Genomic DNA, 19,519 nt, shown 5'->3' with positions numbered 1-19,519 from the left:
TTTTGGTGACAGCTTGGCTACCGGTTCCAGTAACAGCCGGATTACCGGCTGATGGATTCGAGTGTGCGGCCTCGCGTTTCTTCCCCTAAAACGATGATGACAATCGCAACCGCAATGAGTACTCCGGTGAACATTATGAACACACTGGAAAATGCGGCTGCACCTGCTGTCATCATGTGGGTGACGACCATCGGGGCAACAATGCCGCCAATCCGGCCGATGGCGGAAGCCCAACCGGAACCGAAAGCGCGGATATTGGCCGGATATTGTTCGGGCGTATATGAATATAGAACACCCCACGCACCGAGGTTGAAAAACGACAACAAGCAGCCCCACAAAATGATGAGGCCATCCGATGACGCCTGTCCGAAGAAATAAGCGCATATTGCACAAGCAGCGATAAAGCCGGACAAAGTAGCCTTGCGACCGAGTTTTTCAATCAACCAGGCTGCTGCCATATAGCCGGGAAGCTGTGCCAGAATAAGGATCAACGTGTATTTGGATGATTTGACTATGCTGAAGCCGTGTTGTTCCAAAAGGCTGGGGAGCCATGTGAAAATACCGTAATAGGAATAGACAATGCCGAACCATATGAGCCATAGCATGATTGTGCGTCTGGCAAGACCGCTTGACCACAATTGCGTGAAAGAGACGTTGTGCTTTTCGGCAACGGGGGCGACTTCGATTTTTTCCACCACCGGAATGCCTGCTTCTTTTTCGAGTTGGCATACGATTTTATGAGCTTCCTCAATGCGCCCGCGATTAATGAGATAGGGAATAGATTCGGGAATTTTGCGCCAGATATAGAACACATAGAGTGCCGGTATGCCGCAAATGATGAAGGCTATTTGCCAACCGTAAGACGGAATAATAAAAAAGGCGATAAGCGCAGCCAACAGCCAGCCCACGCCCCAGAAACTTTCCAACAAAACGATGAAGCGTCCCCGTACGCGCGCCGGAACATATTCACTGACGAGACTGACCGCAACCGGCAATTGCCCGCCGAGACCGAAGCCGACAACGAACCGGAACACCAGTAGCCATGTCAGATCGGGTGCAAGACCGCATAAGGCGGTCGCAATACTATAAACAACAAGTGTTGCTGCAAAAACTGTCTTTCGACCAATTCGGTCGGCTATGCCACCGGCCAATACGGCGCCGATGGCCATTCCGACAAATCCTATACTGACAACCCACGCCTTTTCCGGCGCCGCCAACTGCCAGCTTTGCGATAAACGCGGCATGATAAATGCGATAAGGCCGGTATCCATAGCATCGAACATCCAGCCTAAACCGGTTACCAGCAATAATCTGTAATGAAAACGCCCCAGTGGTAGACGCTGTACGCGCGAAATCAGATCCATTATATCCTCTTCCCAGTTGAAGTTTTGAAGTGTAGTTTTCAAAGAAACAATTTAATATAATATTGTAAAAATTTGTAAACACTATTTTTATATCAATTTTATTTATTGAATTAAATTTATAATAATTATAAATAAGTAAAACGAATAAACCCCAAGTTAAAAAAAATATTTTTATTTGTAACTGTGTTCAATAATCTCGACCGGTAAGCAAAAATGAACGAACCTGAGACATGAACCAGCTCTTCTGGCCGAAGTGGCGTAATACTATAAATGATAATAACATCTAATGGAAGACGAAAATTGAATACAATAGCGGTAGAGAAGCAAAATTGGAGAAAACCGTTAGGAACATAATAAATCTGTAGAAACAAGCGCGAAAATCGCGACTGAGCGGAGCGCTCGCACAGAATAAAAAGGCTGATATATCAATACGATAAAGGTATGAAACAAACCGAAAAAGTGGAAACGCTAAAAAACGGGTATGAATGCGCCAAATGAATATCTAATGGCGAATGAATATCTGAAATTGGTCGAAGGATAAACAAATCTTGGTGAAAACGGAGAGACACGAAAACAAAAGTTTAGCCATTCACGATCAAAATAACGCCTTCGCAAACGGTTAAGCGGGCGAGTATGACGATCAATGATAAGCAGGCGACCGCGCTCATTAACGACAATTCGGTGAGCAAGTTAATAAAGTAAAGCCGGTGAGCGAGACCTATCATAAAAATTAAAAGCAGAATCGAACAAACGGAACAGCGGGGAAGTTTTCCGAAAGCCTGAAGAAACTTTAGTGGTGGTTGGCAAGCTCCATTACCGTTGTCGGTGGCAAAATAGGCGCGAATGAACCTATTTTAATAGGCGCGAATGAACATATTTCATTTTTAAAAAGAATGGGCGCCGAAACCTGAAACTCGACTGTTGGCAAAAAGTGGAGAGAAATAAATGCGGGCGCTAAAAATTCATGCATCAAGTCAATCATGAAAGTCGTAAACAAGTTTCGTATTTGATAATGAAAAACGGGGTGAAGCCCTGAATATTCCATTAAAAGTTCATGCTCTTTCAAGCGACGAGGTTTGTGTTTTTGATTTTTGCACATTGCCTGAAGCTTGAGTGGCTTCAATTGAAGCTGCGGGCATTTCTTATAAGCTGCTTGCACTCGTTATATAGTTCAAAATAAAGTGCAGGGCAAAGTTCAGGATAAAGCGCATGAAAAAGCGCAGGGTAAAGTTCAGGGTAGAGTGAAGGCCGTCTATATTGCTTCTCCGGTTAATATTCAAAGCAAGTTGAGCCAACAAAACGGCAGATTTCAAAAAACGGGTTATGACGAGGGAAAGCCGGTAATTCTATTACAGGGAAAATTCCCAACCCGATAGCGCAAAATTTGGCACTATTGATCCACCGTCAAACAAAGAAATTTCGTTTGCTATCATGTGCAAAATTCGCCAACTTTTCGCCAAGGCCTCGGCTTTCCATATCATTCGAGAAAAGCAATTCACGGGAAAGCCGCTGAACCGGACGGGACACAAGTCAATGTACCTCGACCGGCAGAGTCAAAGAACTGTTCCAACCTTCTGGTGGGGTCGGGATAGGACTTGATTTCTTTCTTTTCGCCAGAGCATCGGCTTTCCATATCATTCGAGAAAAGCAATTCACGGGAAAGCCGTTGAACCGGACGGGACACAAGTCAACGTATCTCGACCGGCACAGTCAAAGAACTGTTCCAACCTTCGGGCGGGGTCGGGATAGGACTTGATTTCTTTCTTTTCGCCAGAGCATCGGCTTTCCATATCATTCGAGAAAAGCAATTCACGGGAAAGCCGCTGAACCGGACGGGACACAAGTCAACGTACCTCGACCGGCACAGTCAAAGAACTGTTCCAACCTTCAGGCGGGGTCGGGATAGGACTTGATTTCTTGACAATTTGCAGTGCCAGATCATCAATTGTCGCATCGCCGGATGAACGCGACGTGTGTGCGCTTGTAATATTGCCCTTCTGGTCAAAGTTGAAAGTGACATAGGTTGTCGAACGACTGTTGGTTGTAGGTTTTTTTGTGCGCGCAGCAATCAGCGCAATACGGCGTTGAACTTTGTTTTGCCACGATGAAACAAGTCTGCCATTACCGCCAAACACACGGTTTGTTGTCGGGGCTGCATAGGTCGGGCCTCTTTTTGCAACAATTTCCGGCCCCGATGCTTTTTGCGTTACATCACCCCTTTTGACATCTTTTTTCGGCTCTACTTTACGGGCTTCCACTTTCGGTTTTTTGACTTCTTTTTTCGGTTCGGGCTTCTTAACCTCTTCAACCATTTCCGATTTTTGTGGTTCAGGCTCCGGTTGCGGCTTTTCCTCTTCCTGCTTCGGCTCTTCTTTTTCTTCTTCCTGATCTTGAACCATTTCTTCTTTGATAACTTCGGAAATCGTTTCTACATCGGGAGCCGTTGCTTCTTCGGCAAATTCCAGCATGATGCCTTCTGCACCACCCCTTACAACATTCGGGTCGCCACGCATTGTACTTGCCCAATAGCCTAATCCCGCATAAACGGCGAGAACGAAAATGGTTGCCCCCAACCACAGCGGCAGATTATTGGGTTCGTCTATCTCTAAATTGGTCATTTATACGCTACAACTCGAAAGCTCGAAGGGTGATTGTTTCAAGCCCGAACTGTCCTATCGTTCAAGAAAGCAAAACTGTTATTCCTCATTCCGGTTTTTTCATAGTTGAATTGCCGGAATGACCAATCAACCCGTTTATTCATCATTTCAATCCCGAACCACTATCGGACATTCTGTCCTTCCCGAAGGTGGCTCTCGTTCAAAAGTGTGACTCCTTGAAAGCCAAGTGCGACAACTCCCGTGTTTCAAAACAAAGCGCAAAACAAAAAGCCTTTGCCCTTTTGCCTTTAACAATGAAGCTCTGTCAGTTTTGCTCCAACCAGATAAAACAACTCAGGTTCAATCCATGTTTTTTAAAAGTTACCTTAAGCCCACGGTTGAAATCCATGCGTTCAGGGATAACCGGAAAATACATGATATTTTTAATCAACTTAAATATTTTGTAATCCTTGTCAAGCGGTTTTGTCTTCGGAATTGACACGGAAAGGCTGGTAAAAACGGCATTTGTGCCATGTGTCCGGCACAAAAACCGCCCCTTACAACCTTGAAATCACTTTTTTAAAAGCGGGAAAAGGAAAAAATTTCGCGAGCCGTCAGGAAATCTCCTCCGACTCGCTGTGGAAAACAGGCTATTTCACGGCGCGATAAAGCAGCATTTGTAAAATCTGTTTGGGAAGGATTTAGTCTGCGCGGTCTTTTTCAACAAATTCCAAAACCGTACCGGCTGCATGATCGGGTGCGATAACAATATTTTTGTTATTTTCCTGTTGAAATGTGATTCCGTTTTCTTCAAGCACATGCTTGGCCGTGCCAATATCTTTTACATAAATAGACAGTCCGGCATAAGCATGACGTGCAACTTTTTCCACCTTGAAGGACGGAAAAAGGCGTTTATAGGTTTCCTCTGTCAGGACACGAATAGTGGCTGAATTTTTTCCGGTTGTAACGATAAATTCGCGAGCCTCCTTCTTTACGCTTCCGTCTCTGAAAAGACGTGCATAGCGTTGTGCAATCTCTTCCGGTTCAGAGGCGAGGACCGTAACCGATTTAAGGCCGATGGCGCTGTTCTTGTGTGTCATCAATTCAGAGCGCCAAACCATATCGCGGGTCTTTTGTTCACACATGAACACTTGCCCATTGGGCACTTCGTTTTGCTCGAAAGCAATTGTCGAAAATGCGGCTCTCCCTGTTTTTCCATCAGGCAGCTTTAGCGGTCTGGAAAAACTTTGCACATCCGTCACATCGAAACCCAATTCGGCAAGACTTTTTTTCGCGTTAACTGCATTCGCGATACGTCCGGCTATGGCGTAAAGTCCTTCGCCATATGTTTCAAGGTTATATTTCTTGTCGCGATTGGCCGGTGTTTCTTCGACAATGCCTAAAAGTTCAAAATAATCTTCCGCAAACATCACGGTATAATTGGCTGTTCCTTGTTCTTTGCTATGAACACCGCGGGGTGACAAAGTAAATCCCAAACGGCGGAAGCGATCAGCGTTTTTTTCAAGTTCGCTTGCCAATATGAATACATGATCTATGCCCAGAACCGGATGGCGGTTCAAATCGGATATTGATCCATTGACCGGCGTTGATTGTTTTTCTGCTTTCAGACCGGTCGCGGCCCTTGAAGTTTCTGCGGCCTTTAAAGTTTCTGCGGTCTTTGAATTTTTGTCTGTCTTTGAAGTCTTCATCGGTTGGGACATTGTTTCACCCTGATTGCGCTTGTTTTTAAAAAATATCACGACTCTTGCAAAAACGCCGAGCTAAATATGTGCCGAATAGCGCGGACTTCTGGTAAATTTTCCTCAACACAGGCAGGGTTTTAAAATTTTATATCGTAAAATCTTTATTCTTCGTCAGAATTTCCATGCTCAACCGTTTTTTTAAACTTTGATGAAGTCGCAGCTTCGTCTTATGAGCGCTTTCTCGTGAGAAAAACCGAAGACAATATGGCAAATAGAACAGTATTATAGTGCAATAAAATGGCGAAAGCGCGGAGCCGGTGAATGGGGATGCGCGCCCGTTTCAGGAAGTAGAATTGATGATAACGCGGGTTATTTGCCGATTGGAAATTTTTCCATTTTGCAATCCCGATTTTTGCACCAATCCCGATTTTTGCACAAAACATTCTTCCCGTTTTTTACTGTTCGGGGTTTTAACAAGAAATACCGGAAGTTTTTAAAAGAAAACAACATTTTGAAAGCTCTATAATGACCTCGCATTCTGAAACGGAAATAAGGGCGGGGATTTTTTAAAAACAGAAGGTCGGAAATACCATTTTCAATTTTTCATAGAGTTGAAATTTAACGAGTATTAATTTCCAATCTTTCTAATCAATAAAGAATAATTTTTTAAGTTTTTCAAAAGTTCAAAAGTGGCATCTGTTCAAAAATTCAATTGAAGCTTTATTCTTGGGGGCAAGTGAATTTTCAAACCGGTCGGCCATTGGGTGCATGAGAGCGATAAAAACCCGTCGCAAATGCAAGGACAAAACGACGTTTCCCGAAGCAACCGGATTTGAAGATATTGACGAATTCAATAAAGGCGCAACGATTTGAAGGGCGGCACCGAAATGAAAAATTTGTTCAAAAAATTTCTTATTGCTTCATCTGTTGTTTCTGTCCTTTCTGTTGGTATGTCGGCGCTTCAGGCAGCAGAACCGGTAGAAGGTGGCACACTGATTTATCTCGACAAACAGGTACACACCAATCTCTATTCACCACTTGCCGGTACTTATACAAATGGCGGTATTCTCAACCAGATAACCGATCGTTTGACATATCAAAATCCGCAGACGCTCGAAATCGAGCCATGGCTTGCCAAATCCTGGTCGTTCAACGACGATAAAACCGTTTATGAATTCAAATTGCGTGAGGGCGTAACCTTTTCGGATGGAACGCCGCTTGACGCGACAATTGTTGCCAAAAACTTCGACACCTATGGCCTTGGCAATAAGGATTTGCACCAACCGGTTTCGGAAGTGGTAAACAATTATGACCATAGTGAAGTTGTTGATCCTTTAACAGTGCGTTTTCACTTCAAACGTCCTTCACCGGGGTTTTTGCAGGCAACCTCGACGATCAATTCCGGAATTGTTTCACCAAAAACATTGGCACTTTCCTTTGACGCTATGGGAAATGCCACAAAAATAATTGGTACCGGCCCATTTTATGTCGACAGTGAAACGCTTGGCAAAGAAATTGTTTTGAAGGTTCGCAAGGATTATAATTGGGCGCCGGAAAAATCACCCCATCAGGGACGCGCTTATCTCGATGAATTGAAATATCTGACTGTTCCCGAAGACAGCGTGCGTATTGGCGCATTGATTGCCGGTCAGGCGCAGTTTATCAGGCAGTTGCAAGCTTATGACGAAGATCGCGTCAAAAAGTCGGGGAATATCGTCTATTCGGTTGGCACTCGCGGTATCAACAATTCGATCGTCTTTCGCCCCGATAACGAGCTTGTAGCCGATTCGAAGGTGCGTGAGGCATTGCGTTTTGCGACCAATCGTCCGGAAATTCTGAAAACGCTTTATTCGTCAAATTATCCGCTGGCCACATCTATCATGGCACATAATGCTTTCGGTTACTCCGACCAAAGTGCAAAACTTCAATTCGATCAGGCGAAGGCACAGGCACTCCTTGATGAAGCCGGCTTTAAAACAGGGGCGGATGGTATTCGTGAAAAAAACGGGAAAAAGCTTGTGCTCACTGCTTATGAAGCGATCCATCAGCCACAAAACAAAGCCATGTTGCAATTGGTTTCCCAACAGTGGAAGCGCGTCGGCGTTATTTTGAATGTCAAAACATTTGATGGAACCAATGCAGTGATCGACAATCTTGATCCGCAAAAAACTCCGGTTATGCCACATATGGTCGGGCGCGCTGATCCGGACGTGTTGAAAAGCCTGTTTTATCCCAAGAATCGTGATGCTTTATTGCAAAAAGGCGGTTTGAGCGACAAAGTCGTCAGTTTTGTTGATGATAAGCTGAACAAACAACTGGAAGACATTTCGGCAGAAACCGATCCGGTCAAACGCAATGCCGAACTTATTGCAGCAACCGATTATATTCTCGATCAGGCCTATGCCATACCTATCTTTGAAGAACCGCAGGTTTATGGTGGCTCCGCAAAAGTCAAGGGTATCGGTTTTGAATCTGTCGGCCGTCCAAGTTTCTACAATAGCTGGATAGAAAAGTAGCATGGTCGCGAAATTGCCAGCCTGTCGCATTGCCGGTTCGCGAAAATGACCGGCTGGCAAATCGAACCTTGATTTGAAATGTCCCGTTTAACAAGCCGGTCTAAAAACACTTTTGTCGAACGGGAAGAGATCAGCAAATTTTTTGCCGGAATGACAGTTTCAAGATGAGGCTTCCGACAAAAATAATGGCACCGGACTTTCTTCAAAAAAGCGGTCGAACATTTCTTTTGATGAAAAGTGAAGATTTCTTTTTAAGGAAAATCAGGGTGCGTTTTAACAAAAGCTCTCGTTAAAAGTTGGAAAACTGGTGAGAGTAAAGCACAAAGCCCGAAGGTTTATAATGCTCAAAATCGGTTTCTATCGTCTTTTACAAGCCATTGTGGTTCTCTGGGCGGCATTCACTGCAACCTTTATTTTGTTGCAAATTCTCCCCGGCGACGCGATTTTAGTCAAGTTTCTTAACCCCGAATATGGGCTGAACGCCACTGAAATTGCCAATCTGCGCGCCAATTACGGCATTGATGAACCCAAAATTATCCAATATTTCAAAACGATAGGTAATTTTTTGCATGGCGATCTTGGCTATTCGGTACAAGCAGGGGTTCCGGTTTCCGACCTTATTCTTACAAATTTGCCGGCGACTTTGAAACTTGCCGGTTTGGGATTTCTGGTCGCGCTGATACTGGCTTTTCTGATTGCTCTCTTGTTCAGTTTTTCGTCGTTTCAGGGCTTGAGAAATTTATTTTTCGGCCTACCAGGTCTTTTTCTCGCCATTCCGTTGTTTTGGCTGGGCATCCTGCTTGTGCAAATATTTTCGTTCTATTTAGGGTGGATTTCCGTCATTGTTCCGGGTCCCATTGAAGCAATGATATTGCCGGTTGCGGCTTTAGCCGTTCCGATTTCTGCACCGCTTGCACAAATTCTGATGCGTTCGCTTGATGAAATCGAATTAAGCCCGTTTATAATGGTATTGAAATCGAAAGGCGCGTCACATCTTCGCATTCTTGTTTGTCATTGTCTGCGCAATTGTGCACTGCCGGTTTTGACGATTGCAGGGCTGCTGTTCGGCGAACTGATAAGCGGCGCGGTGGTGACGGAGACTGTCTTCGGTTTGAACGGTATCGGCAAAATAACAGAACAGGCGGTACGTTCGCAGGATGTTGGCGTGCTTCAGGCCATCGTCATTGTATCATCTGCGGCATTTGTATTCATCAATCTCGTCATAGATCTGTTTTTTCCGTTAATCGACCCGCGGCTGAAACAAAAAGGCTGGAGGCGTTAAATGAGCAATACCGACTTGATCGACGTTTCAAATGTGCCGGAAAAGGCAAAAATCGTAACCATTAAAAGAGTGGAACCGGGGCTTGTCATTGCCATTGCCATTCTGGTTATTGCATTTTTATTTGTCGTTATGCCATGGGCATTTACTTCATATAGTCCGGTTGACGAGGTTGGAGAGCATCTCGTTGCTCCGAATTTTACACATATTTTCGGAACCGACGAATTGGGGCGTGACCTTTACGCTCGTATTGTCTATGGGGCGGTGCATTCGCTAACCGGTGCTTTGGCAGCGGTTCTTTTCGGTTTCATTCTCGGCGGTTTTCTGGGACTGGTTTCGGGAAGTATTGGCGGCCTTGTCGACACAATCATCATGCGCATTGTCGATGTGCTTTTGTCTATTCCCTCGCTGCTTTTGTCACTCAGTGTGATTACGCTTATGGGTTTCGGGAGTTTACAGATCGCAGTGGCTGTCGGGGTTACCTCTGTGGCCGGATTTTCAAGACTTATGCGTGCCGAAGTGGCGCGTATCAAAAGCCTTGATTATATCGAGGCAGCCTATGGTTCGGGCGCAACATTTTTTGCAGTCATATGGCGACATATCCTGCCCAATGCACTTTATACAGTTATCAGCTATGCTGCATTGCAATTCGGTCATGCTTTGTTGCAAATCGCCACATTGGGTTTCCTTGGGTACGGTGTCCAGCCGCCAACACCGGAATGGGGGCTTATTATTGCCGAGGGGCGCAATTATATTGCGACCGGTTGGTGGTTGACGACAATTCCGGGGCTGGTCACAATTGCCGTGGTCTTGAGTTTCAATCGCATAAGCCGCTTGTTTAGCGCGAAGGGCAGGTGGTGAAAATGCCGCTTCTTGACGTACAAAATCTTTCTGTCTCTTATTTTGATAACGGGCGTTGGAACGAGGTAACGCATAATGTCTCGTTTACGCTTGAAAGTGGTGAAGCATTGGCACTCGTTGGTGAATCCGGTTCCGGAAAAACCACAACCGCACAAGCAATACTCGGACTTCTGCAACCGAATGCCCGCATCGAAACGGGAAAAATTTTTCTGAACGGCAAGGATCTCGGAGGCTTTTCAAAATCCCGACTTCAAGCATTACGCGGAAAAGTCATGAGCCTTATCCCGCAAGATCCTTCTTCTTCGCTTGATCCGTTGATGAAGATCGGCAAGCAGATTGGCGAAATTTTTCGCATTCATAAAGCCTGCCCGTCACATCTTATAAAATCCCGCGTGGTTGAACTTTTGAGAGAAGTCGGGCTTGATGAACCGGAACGTCGTGCAGAACAATATCCCCATGAGCTATCAGGGGGAATGCGACAGCGTGTTTTGATTGCTATAGCGATTGCTTTAAAACCGCAACTTATCATTGCGGATGAACCCACTTCCGCTCTCGATGTAACAGTGCAAAAGTTGATTCTCGATCTCATCGACGATATTCGCGTCAATTCAGGCGCTTCGCTTCTTATGGTAACGCATGATCTTGGTGTCGCATCCGACCGTGCCGATAAAATCGTTGTCATGAAAGACGGACGTGTGGAAGAAGCCGGTGAAAGCCAGATTGTGTTGTCGTCGCCCGAACAGGAATATACCAGAAAGCTTGTAGCCAATGATCCGTCATTAACGCATGTTCCGGCACGCGGGAAAAAATGGCACGATGATAAAACGATTGTTGAAGTTAAAAATCTGGTGATAGATTATGCGGGTAAACAATCGTTTCGGGCGGTGGAAGATTTATCTTTCAGCGTTAAGCGCGGCACTACACATGCGATTGTCGGCGAATCCGGTTCCGGAAAAACCAGCACAATCCGTGCGCTTTGTGGTTTTATCAAACCGGCTAGCGGGACAATTACAATCGACGGGAGTGATATGGTTCATCTTAAAGGTGAGGAACTGCGCCATTTCCGCCGCCGTATCCAGCTTGTTTCACAAAATCCGTTCGGTTCGCTTGATCCGCATTACACGATTGGCAAAATTATCGAAGAGCCGTTGCTGAACTATCCTCACGAAGACAAGCAGCGCCGGCGCGCCCGTGTTATGGAGCTCCTCGATCAGGTGGAATTGCCAAAAGCGGTATTTGACCGCCTGCCGAGAGGGCTTTCAGGCGGGCAACGTCAACGAGTTGCTATTGCTCGCGCGCTGGTTCTCAATCCGGATATTGTTGTTCTTGATGAAGCGGTTTCGGCGCTGGATGTTACAGTGCAAGCTCAAATACTGTCGCTTCTCGACCGTTTGCAACAGGAATATACATTGACTTACGTTTTCGTCAGTCACGATTTGTCTGTTGTTCGCCAGATATCCGACAGTGTTACGGTTCTTAAACACGGCCACGAGGTGGAAAGCGGTGATGTCGAGCAGATATTTACCCATCCACGTGAAAAATATACGCGAGATCTTATCGCTGCTATTCCGGGTAAGAAAAACGCACTTCATCAATCGCTTTTGGGAGCACAATTATAAATAACGAGCAGAGTTCCAATCGTTCCGACAAATATAGGTTAAAAATCATTGCCCGATCGTTATAGGATGAATATGACCATGCGAGCCGTTTCATCAAAAGGAAAAGACAACAGCTTGGAACCTTTTTGCGGCTTTTTGAATAATAGTGGTTGCGTCGAATCGTTTAATAGTTTTCGGAATTTTATCAATCAACCGGTTTCAGCAATCAAGTTTTCCATAATAGGTTTTAGACAACCGTCTTTTGCGCTGTCTTTTCTAAAATAAGGGTAATGCCTCCATGCAGGTTTTTGCCTTCACATTACCGGTCTTTTATCGGGCTGAAATTGACAGAACGAAACAATCGAATTTCAAGCAAAAAGAATTATTCTGCCGGTCTCGTTGGCAGAACCTCTCGATATATGTTGATGACGCTATTCCTCGGCAAAGATGTAAAGAGGTTGTGGGCGACTTTCATCGTGAATGCGAGATCTCCATATTGGCCGGATTTGGAAAGCGGGCGCAGCTCACTGACGATATTGTGAAGCAGAAGTTTGTGAAATTTGATTCAAAAAAATAGAACAACATATTGAAATTAAAATACTTTTATAAGTAAAAGAGCAGGTTTTTAGAGACTGTTTCTCGTCAGAAAAAGAGAAATTTTTGTTTAAAAGTTAGACGAAAAAATAGGTTATTCTAATCGAAAAAGTCGCTATTTCCGGAATAAAAATTTAAAACTGTTGACAATATCGTGTTTAAGGCAACTCTGATATTTGAATCCGGTATAATTAAGGGTTATAACAGGTTGTCAGCATAGATTATTCGCGTCATATCGTGATTTATATGGTGGCAGAAAGTAATATAGCTAAAACGATGTGTAAATTTGTTGCGCTGGGGGTGATATGTGCGCACCCGTTTCCGCGTTGAGGATATTTTACGAAATTTTTATTTACCTTCGGGGTTAGTTATCTAAGGAAGTTTTTCCATGAAAAGATGTGTGCCTGTCTTGGCTCTTTCCCTGCCATTGACGGCCTTTGCGCTATCAACGGCAGCTTTTGCTGCAAGTAGTGCGAAAGCCTCTTTGCAATCTCCACAATCTTTAACTGTTGATATTTATCGCGCAACCGAAAATGGTCTCGGCCATCAAATGGGCGAAGTCACCATTACCGAAAGTGCCTATGGTCTTGTGTTTACTCCGAAGTTGAAGGAGCTGAGACCGGGGCTTTATGCATTTCATGTTCACGTCAATCCTGAGTGTGGTTTGGCAAGTAAAAATGGCAAAGTCGACATTGCCGGGCTTGCCGGTGGCCATCTTGATCCACAAAACACCAACCGCCATTCTGCTCCATGGGATGATAATGGTCATCTTGGTGATTTGCCGCCGCTCTACGTGGACGAGAAGGGCAATGCAACATTGCCGGTTCTGGCGCCAAAATTGAAAAAGCTGGACGATGTGCGCGGACATTCGCTCATGATCCACTCCGGACAAGACAACTATTCTGATGCTCCCGACCAGATGGAGAGTATGGGCGCCCGCTACGGTTGCGGCGTAATTCGCTAAATTCGCATTGTAAAAAGGCTCTGATTGAAAGAGCCTTTTTACCATTGTCTGTTCGTTGTTTTACCAACAAACGGACACAGAAATTCCGCGCGTTTATAAGCCGAGTGATTTAGCTATAAAATTCATCGAATATCCGCGACGACACATATCGTTAAGCATGAAACGTGGATAAGCATGATTTTGTAATCCGGTTATAGCGACTCCGGACTGGCTATTTGTGAGCCATAGATCGCCTTTCAGAGCGCGATCGGCTTTCATCTTTGCACAATTCTGGCCTATTATTACCGGCCACAACCATTTTCCGGCTATTTTTTCGACAAGTCAGTCAAGCAAACAAAGATTGAAGCCCACATTTTCAGTATAAGCGATGTTTCCGGTTTAATGAAGCGATGGACACTGTCACTCTAACCGTTGTTTTTTAACGGGCTGTGAGCGTTTTTGAATGCCGGTTTCATGAGGTAAAGCTTGCATATGATGCGACTTTCTTCACCGGTTTTCATGACCGCCCGTTTTCAAGCTTTTATGCAACATAATAATCTCTTTTGGAACATAGTTCGTTCCATTCCGTTCTATAACCAAACAACAATCGAAAAACACCATGCCACGGATAAGGATTATGTTTTTTAAATGGTGGCTTTATCGACATTGAAGGGCAGACAATGGGAAAGGCAAACAATGGGCGTTTTTATGGGACGTGACTTATTTTCGGTATCATCGCAAATGCGCGAGTTACGGGAACGTGCGGGCTTGTCAACAATTGATATGGCCAAAAGCCTTGGTGTTGCGAGCGCTGATATAATCGAAAGCTATGAAGAAGAAAATGCTTTTACACCCGACTATTTCTCCATTGAACTGACGGAAAAGATAGCCCGCGTTTTGATCGGACTGGGCAAACCGTCTATTCGTCCCGACGAAGTTTGGGCATTGGCTTTGCCTGATGCACGCACGCGGCTTCTTGCCAATCGTAAGGAGGCTTATAATGAAAGTGTCACCGTGCGTATTCCGCCGGAAATAGTCACCGGACAACTCGCTGCCAATATTATGGAAATGGCAGCCGCAAATTCTGAAGATGGCGTTGTTCCATCTGCAACCGGAAACAAAAAGGGAAAAAAACAGAAACCAGCGGATAATAGCCCCGTCAAAAAGGGTAAAAAGTCGCGAAACAAACAAGGAAAAAATAACATCGAACATTCAAGAGAAGAGAATATGAAAACAATCTATCAACCGGTTCTCATAGACGAGCCATTTGAAGCTTTTAATGAAAGTCGTTTGAAAAGCGTTGAAGACAGCCTTGTCGATTTCGAGCAGAACCGCCTGTTGCCGGTTTATGGACAGGAGGTCGGTGGAGAACATGGCGAATTCGATCTTGATGGCAATGTTTTATATGAAGTGTCATGCCCGCCGCAACTTATCCGGACAGTCGACGCTTATGCTGTCGAAATATCGGGAGAAACGATGTGGCCACGTTATCGTGATGGAGAAATTGTTTATTGTGATCCGACAAGGCGTGTGAAAAAAGGTGATTTTGTTGTCGCGCAAGTTATGTCGGATGATAATTCGGTTGCCCCCAAAGCATTTGTAAAAATGTTTTCTCATCATACTGATAAAGAGCTTGTACTCGAACAATTCAATCCGCCACGGAAGCTTGTTTTTCCTCATGACAAGGTTTTGTCAGTTCACACCATCACCTTTTCCGGCTCATCATTCGCGGATGCCGCTTGAGGTTTAATGCGAATATAAATCCTCGCATAACCACAAGCAGGTTTTCAGGCTTATTGCATCGGATGTGATATTAAGCTTCCCCTTTTGACCGCAAAAAAATCCGCACATATTTGTATCATTTGTGTGCGGATAGGGCGGTAAAAAGGGGAAGTTTTTTGTTGCTGGAACAGATTTTTCTAACAATTTGAAATATCTATGTTTTAGTCAAACGGGAAAAAATCTGTTTTGTTGATAAAATGATTCATATTTCTTTCTTAACATATTGTTTACGAATGAATAATTCAGCTTTTTAATAATTCGGTTGAACGAGTGTTAAAATCACTATTTGGAATCTTGAACTTTCATCTGTTTCAAGATGATGAAGCGGGCAAATAATCGTGCGTTTTATCGTGATCCGGTTATGAATTTCCGGTTCAGCAAGGTGTCCGTTTGTATCAAAAAAATAGAATCAAGCGGGTTTTTACAAAACTTTCGATAATTTTATATTTTGAATCTGTTCAGAATTTTTGAAGATCTTGATTGATGTTTATCCGGTCGACCTCAGGGGTGCGAGTTCCGGTTATGGCACATTGCATCCGGTATTTCCTTTTCCAACTGCTATAATTTTAGATCAAAAGTGAAGCGATCGAAGTGGACAGCATGAATTTTTTGATCGGGACAAGCTTTGAAGATTTATACAATTTTTTGATTTTGCAAGGAGAGGTAAATTCGGGGCAATCAACTTTTGATGTTGTGGTTGTTCAGAAAAATTTGTTCATCCGGCTTGGTGGTGCGTCCGATAATTTTATTGCGTTGCGGAAAACGCCCGAAACGTTTGATAATATCGTGCCGGATTTCAGCTTCGCGCAATAGGTCGGCATTGTTCAAAGCAGTAAATAGTTCAATACTCTTTTCCTGATCGGCAAGTTTTTCCGAATGCGCGAATGGCATATAGAGAAAACCGCGTAATTCCGGATTAGTCCGTTGATCTGTCTCATTCTCCAAAGCCAGACGGGCGGTTTTTAGTGCATCATAGTCGCTGCAATAAGCCCGTGGATCATTACGGAACATGTTGCGGGAAAACTGGTCAAATACAAGAATCAAGGCCAGCAAGCCGTCATCGCTTGCCTGCCATGACCTCAAACGCCCTGAGAGCGCCGTTTGCCAAAGTAAAAAATATTTGTCACTTATTTCTTTGCCAAACTGCTCGTCTTCACCGAACCATTTTTCTTTTCCGGCATATTGCCAAAAAAAGATTATCTCGTGTGGTTCAATTTGCCGTCCACCCATTCATGTGCACCCCGAACTTGGGTATTTTCCAATATTTCAACAATAAGCTTATCATGCACGCGATTTATAATAATAGGAAGAGGAAAATTAACATCCTGCTATATTTATCAAAAAAGAATAATAATTATAATTCCACTAAAGGTTGAAAATTGATTATTGCTATTTTTAATTTGAAAAATTCTAAACTTTATGAATTTTTTGAAAAATATTTTTGTATTTTTAGTCGTATAAATATATGTTAATTATAAAGTTGTAATTTTCATAACTGTATAAAATTTCACAATTATTTATTGGATTTGGGCTTTATGCTCATCACATTAGCAAAACATTTATAATCCTTCCGCGGACACAAAACCTGATTGCCGAAAAATTTCAGTAAACCCGATTTTCGGAGGTTTCACGACTGAACGGGAAGTCATCAGGTAAGCCCTGTTCACTACAATAGAACAATATAACACCATAACAATCTATCACCTGAAAGTGCGTCACTCTTGTCAAATTTTGTTGAAGGCTGTGTCTTTCGCAATCGCCGAGTTTTCATCCAAAAAAATAAAGGGAATTTTGTAATCACGATTCCGTGAACGTTGAACGGACATGTGATTAGTATTCAGCCGGCTAGTTTCTTAAGTCAGTAACAAGAGATGTTCATCAAGTCGACGATTTGAACGGTCTTTTAAAAAAAACGGATAACCCGATCAGATGCGGGGAGTCCGGAAATAAAAATAAAAAGAAGGAGAGTTTATTATGAAAAGATTAATGCTTGTCGCATCTGCTTTGCTATTGGGCGTAAGCAGCGCTTTTGCCGGTAATAGTTTTGGTGATGGTAGCCGGGTAAACCACTATGTCATCGGTCATTCAACCAACGTTACGAGTGAGCAGTTCAAAGGCAAAGATAAAGCCTATTTCTATCGTGGCGATGGTTCGGTTGAGGACTCCTACTATCCGGGGCGTCATCTGAACTCTCCTGTTTCCCGGCATGGTGTGAGCGATCAGGAAATGCATAATTTTGATGATGGTTCGCCAGTAAATCATAACATGTAATTTCATCATTGCTACGATTTTTGAAAGCCCGGAGGTCATTCCTCCGGGTTTTTGTTTGCGAATTCCGTTCCGAATAATTAAAAGTAATTTAGACAAATAAAATAATTTCAAAACTATCAAACCAAGGGAAGAGAAATTCAAAATGACAAAGGTTTTAATATTGGGAGCAGGCGGGATTGGTGGCTATTTTGGCGGGCGGTTGCATGAAGCCGGAGGGGACGTGACTTTTCTTGTGCGTCCGGCAAGACAAAAACTGCTTCAGGAACATGGATTGCGTATAAAAAGCCCGGCAGGCGATCTGACAGCACAAGTCAAAACCGTTACAAAAGAAGAGCTTTCACAACAGGTTTCGCAAGGTATAACCTACGATTACGTGTTTCTTACAGCCAAAGCATATGATCTTCAAAGCGCGATTGATTCAATCCGTCCTGCTATGGGAAAAAACACCGTTCTTGTACCGGCATTGAACGGATTGGCGCATATTGACCGTTTGAATAAAGAGTTCGACAAAAATAACGTATTGGCCGGTTCCGTTATTATCCAGTCGACACTGACAGCCGAAGGCATTGTTTTACACCTCAACGACGACGCGATCGGAGTTTTCGGCTCTCAAGAGGTCGGTGAAGACGAACGTGCAATCCGCTTTGCCAGTCTTTTTGACAATGCCAAAGGTGTAGAAGTGAGGGCCGTAAAAAATGCCATACAGCGTATGTGGAACAAATGGGTGCGGCTTGCTACACTTGCCGGTATGACATGTTTGATGCGGGCAAATGTCGGAGAAATCAACCGCGCTCCGGGCGGGCAGGAAGCAATGATGGATTTTCTCGTTAAAAATGGTGAAATCGCGAATGCTTCCGGCTATCCTCTTCTCGCCGGACAGATTGACGAGATGAGCACTTTTTTCAAAGATTCGCGGTCACTGGCAACAGCTTCCATGTTGCGTGATATAGAAGCAGGTCACCAAACCGAAGGCGACCATATTTTGGGTGATTTGTTAAATCGGGCAAAGCATTTTGGCATTACACATCCTTTGCTTTCACTCGCTTATACAAATGTCAAAGCCTATGACGAACGCCGTCTTTCCGGTCGCGACAAGAAAAATTAGGCGGTGTTTTGACAGTCTGAAATAGTATGACCGAAAGCTGTAAAGAACGGCGCGGTGTTTTGAAAGCTGATAGCCTGCCGGTTGAATGCGATCCTAATTCCGATGGCAGACGTTGCGGGGTGGCTATCGGCTTCCTTTTATAATGCCTCTTTATAAGAAATGCCGGAATTGCCCACACTTCCGCTTTGAAGAAACAAAGCCTTATTCTCATCATTGATCGTTCTCTAGCAACCGGGGAAGGGGGCTTTTCGACTGTGAAATCCGGTTGCAACGGGAAAATCTTGCATTGATCGTGTTTTCGCCCGCGAACGGGAAAGCAAATAACAAAAGAGCAGGTTTATACCTGCTCTTTCAATCAATTTTGTTGCAAATAGCCGTCAAGCCAATGTTTCGCGGTGCCATTCAATCGAAAGCTGTTCCTTGAAAGCAAATCGTAAAAGGTGCTGGTCAAAAATACCTTCAATTTTGATTGCTTCAAATTCATTAGGTGACACAATCTGAACAACGAGAGAGTTTGTTTCGGCAAACATGTCAACGGTAACATCATCGGAAAAAGGGATGTGAGCCTCTTTTTCATTAAATGTCAGATCCGGAAATTTATGGCTCCAATGTTTTGCAAGTTGTTGAAGATATTTGCCAGCATTTTCTGTCTCGATGATTGCACGCGAACGAATGGTCATTTCAGTTTCCTTTGGAATCTTCCTGTCAGTAGTCTTGCACTTTAGATAGGTATTTTTATTTGCGTCAACTATAAGCAAGGCTAAAAATAGATAAGAGATCGAAACGTTTCCAATCAAACACGTTTTGAAAACCCGAATTGTTTGGCTTGAAAGTCAATCAAAAAGCCGCAACAGACAGCCATTGCCGTTAAAATAGTCATCAAATGCCTGAAAAAATGATTTAAAA

At 43.9% G+C, this 19,519-nt stretch carries 13 protein-coding genes; 8 read left to right on the top strand and 5 right to left on the bottom strand.

Annotation, left to right across the window (positions count from 1 at the left end):
• Positions 1 to 41: 41 nt before the first annotated feature.
• From niaP to BBC0122_RS08170, 3 genes are all read right to left on the bottom strand, one after another.
• Entirely contained in the window at positions 42 to 1,364 is a 1,323-nt protein-coding gene (gene niaP / locus BBC0122_RS08195) for a niacin transporter NiaP (RefSeq protein ID WP_077992881.1), read from the bottom strand.
• A gap of 1,844 nt (positions 1,365 to 3,208) precedes the next feature.
• Positions 3,209 to 3,982, bottom strand: coding sequence for a TonB family protein (locus tag BBC0122_RS08180; protein ID WP_077992876.1), 774 nt, complete (start codon positions 3,980 to 3,982; stop codon positions 3,209 to 3,211).
• A gap of 680 nt (positions 3,983 to 4,662) precedes the next feature.
• On the bottom strand, positions 4,663 to 5,682 hold the full coding sequence (locus BBC0122_RS08170; RefSeq protein ID WP_149866659.1) for a VOC family protein: 1,020 nt from the start codon (positions 5,680 to 5,682) through the stop codon (positions 4,663 to 4,665).
• Between the two features lie 869 nt (positions 5,683 to 6,551).
• Here BBC0122_RS08170 and BBC0122_RS08160 point away from each other — a divergent pair.
• The 6 genes from BBC0122_RS08160 to BBC0122_RS13165 all read left to right on the top strand — a co-directional run bounded on the left by BBC0122_RS08160 (position 6,552) and on the right by BBC0122_RS13165 (position 15,198).
• Positions 6,552 to 8,180: a TIGR04028 family ABC transporter substrate-binding protein gene (locus BBC0122_RS08160; protein ID WP_077994596.1), complete on the top strand. Its 1,629-nt coding sequence runs from the start codon at positions 6,552 to 6,554 to the stop codon at positions 8,178 to 8,180.
• A gap of 340 nt (positions 8,181 to 8,520) precedes the next feature.
• The gene (locus tag BBC0122_RS08155) at positions 8,521 to 9,462 is read left to right on the top strand and encodes an ABC transporter permease (protein ID WP_077992869.1); all 942 of its coding nucleotides are present in this window, start codon (positions 8,521 to 8,523) and stop codon (positions 9,460 to 9,462) included.
• Positions 9,463 to 10,320, top strand: a complete 858-nt coding sequence (locus tag BBC0122_RS08150; RefSeq protein WP_077992867.1) for an ABC transporter permease — start codon at positions 9,463 to 9,465, stop codon at positions 10,318 to 10,320.
• Positions 10,321 to 10,322: 2 nt separating this feature from the next.
• Complete coding sequence (locus BBC0122_RS08145) at positions 10,323 to 11,939, top strand: dipeptide ABC transporter ATP-binding protein (RefSeq protein WP_077992865.1); 1,617 nt, start codon at positions 10,323 to 10,325, stop codon at positions 11,937 to 11,939.
• 961 nt (positions 11,940 to 12,900) lie between these two features.
• The gene (gene sodC / locus BBC0122_RS08135) at positions 12,901 to 13,476 is read left to right on the top strand and encodes a superoxide dismutase family protein (protein ID WP_077992860.1); all 576 of its coding nucleotides are present in this window, start codon (positions 12,901 to 12,903) and stop codon (positions 13,474 to 13,476) included.
• 627 nt (positions 13,477 to 14,103) lie between these two features.
• Positions 14,104 to 15,198, top strand: coding sequence for a S24 family peptidase (locus BBC0122_RS13165; RefSeq protein WP_225868094.1), 1,095 nt, complete (start codon positions 14,104 to 14,106; stop codon positions 15,196 to 15,198).
• Positions 15,199 to 15,915: 717 nt separating this feature from the next.
• Here the strand turns inward: BBC0122_RS13165 and BBC0122_RS08125 are convergent.
• Positions 15,916 to 16,467, bottom strand: coding sequence for a DUF924 family protein (locus BBC0122_RS08125; RefSeq protein ID WP_077992859.1), 552 nt, complete (start codon positions 16,465 to 16,467; stop codon positions 15,916 to 15,918).
• 744 nt (positions 16,468 to 17,211) lie between these two features.
• On the opposite strand from BBC0122_RS08125, the gene BBC0122_RS08120 reads away from it, so the two are divergent.
• Together BBC0122_RS08120 and BBC0122_RS08115 are read left to right on the top strand one after the other, a co-directional pair.
• Positions 17,212 to 17,508, top strand: coding sequence for a hypothetical protein (locus tag BBC0122_RS08120; RefSeq protein ID WP_077992854.1), 297 nt, complete (start codon positions 17,212 to 17,214; stop codon positions 17,506 to 17,508).
• A 142-nt stretch (positions 17,509 to 17,650) separates the two neighbouring features.
• Positions 17,651 to 18,613 (top strand): ketopantoate reductase family protein, encoded by a 963-nt coding sequence (locus BBC0122_RS08115; RefSeq protein WP_077992852.1) that lies wholly within the window; start codon positions 17,651 to 17,653, stop codon positions 18,611 to 18,613.
• Positions 18,614 to 18,990: 377 nt separating this feature from the next.
• Here the strand turns inward: BBC0122_RS08115 and BBC0122_RS08110 are convergent, their stop codons facing one another.
• Positions 18,991 to 19,293 (bottom strand): DUF2218 domain-containing protein, encoded by a 303-nt coding sequence (locus tag BBC0122_RS08110; protein ID WP_077992850.1) that lies wholly within the window; start codon positions 19,291 to 19,293, stop codon positions 18,991 to 18,993.
• Positions 19,294 to 19,519 lie beyond the last annotated feature (226 nt).

It is taken from the genome of Ditibartonella choladocola (genome assembly GCF_002007565.1).
Classification (GTDB): Bacteria; Pseudomonadota; Alphaproteobacteria; order Rhizobiales; family Rhizobiaceae; genus Bartonella; species Bartonella choladocola.
Note: the sequence above shows the minus strand (reverse complement) of the source record. Positions and strands in the feature narration are given on the sequence as shown.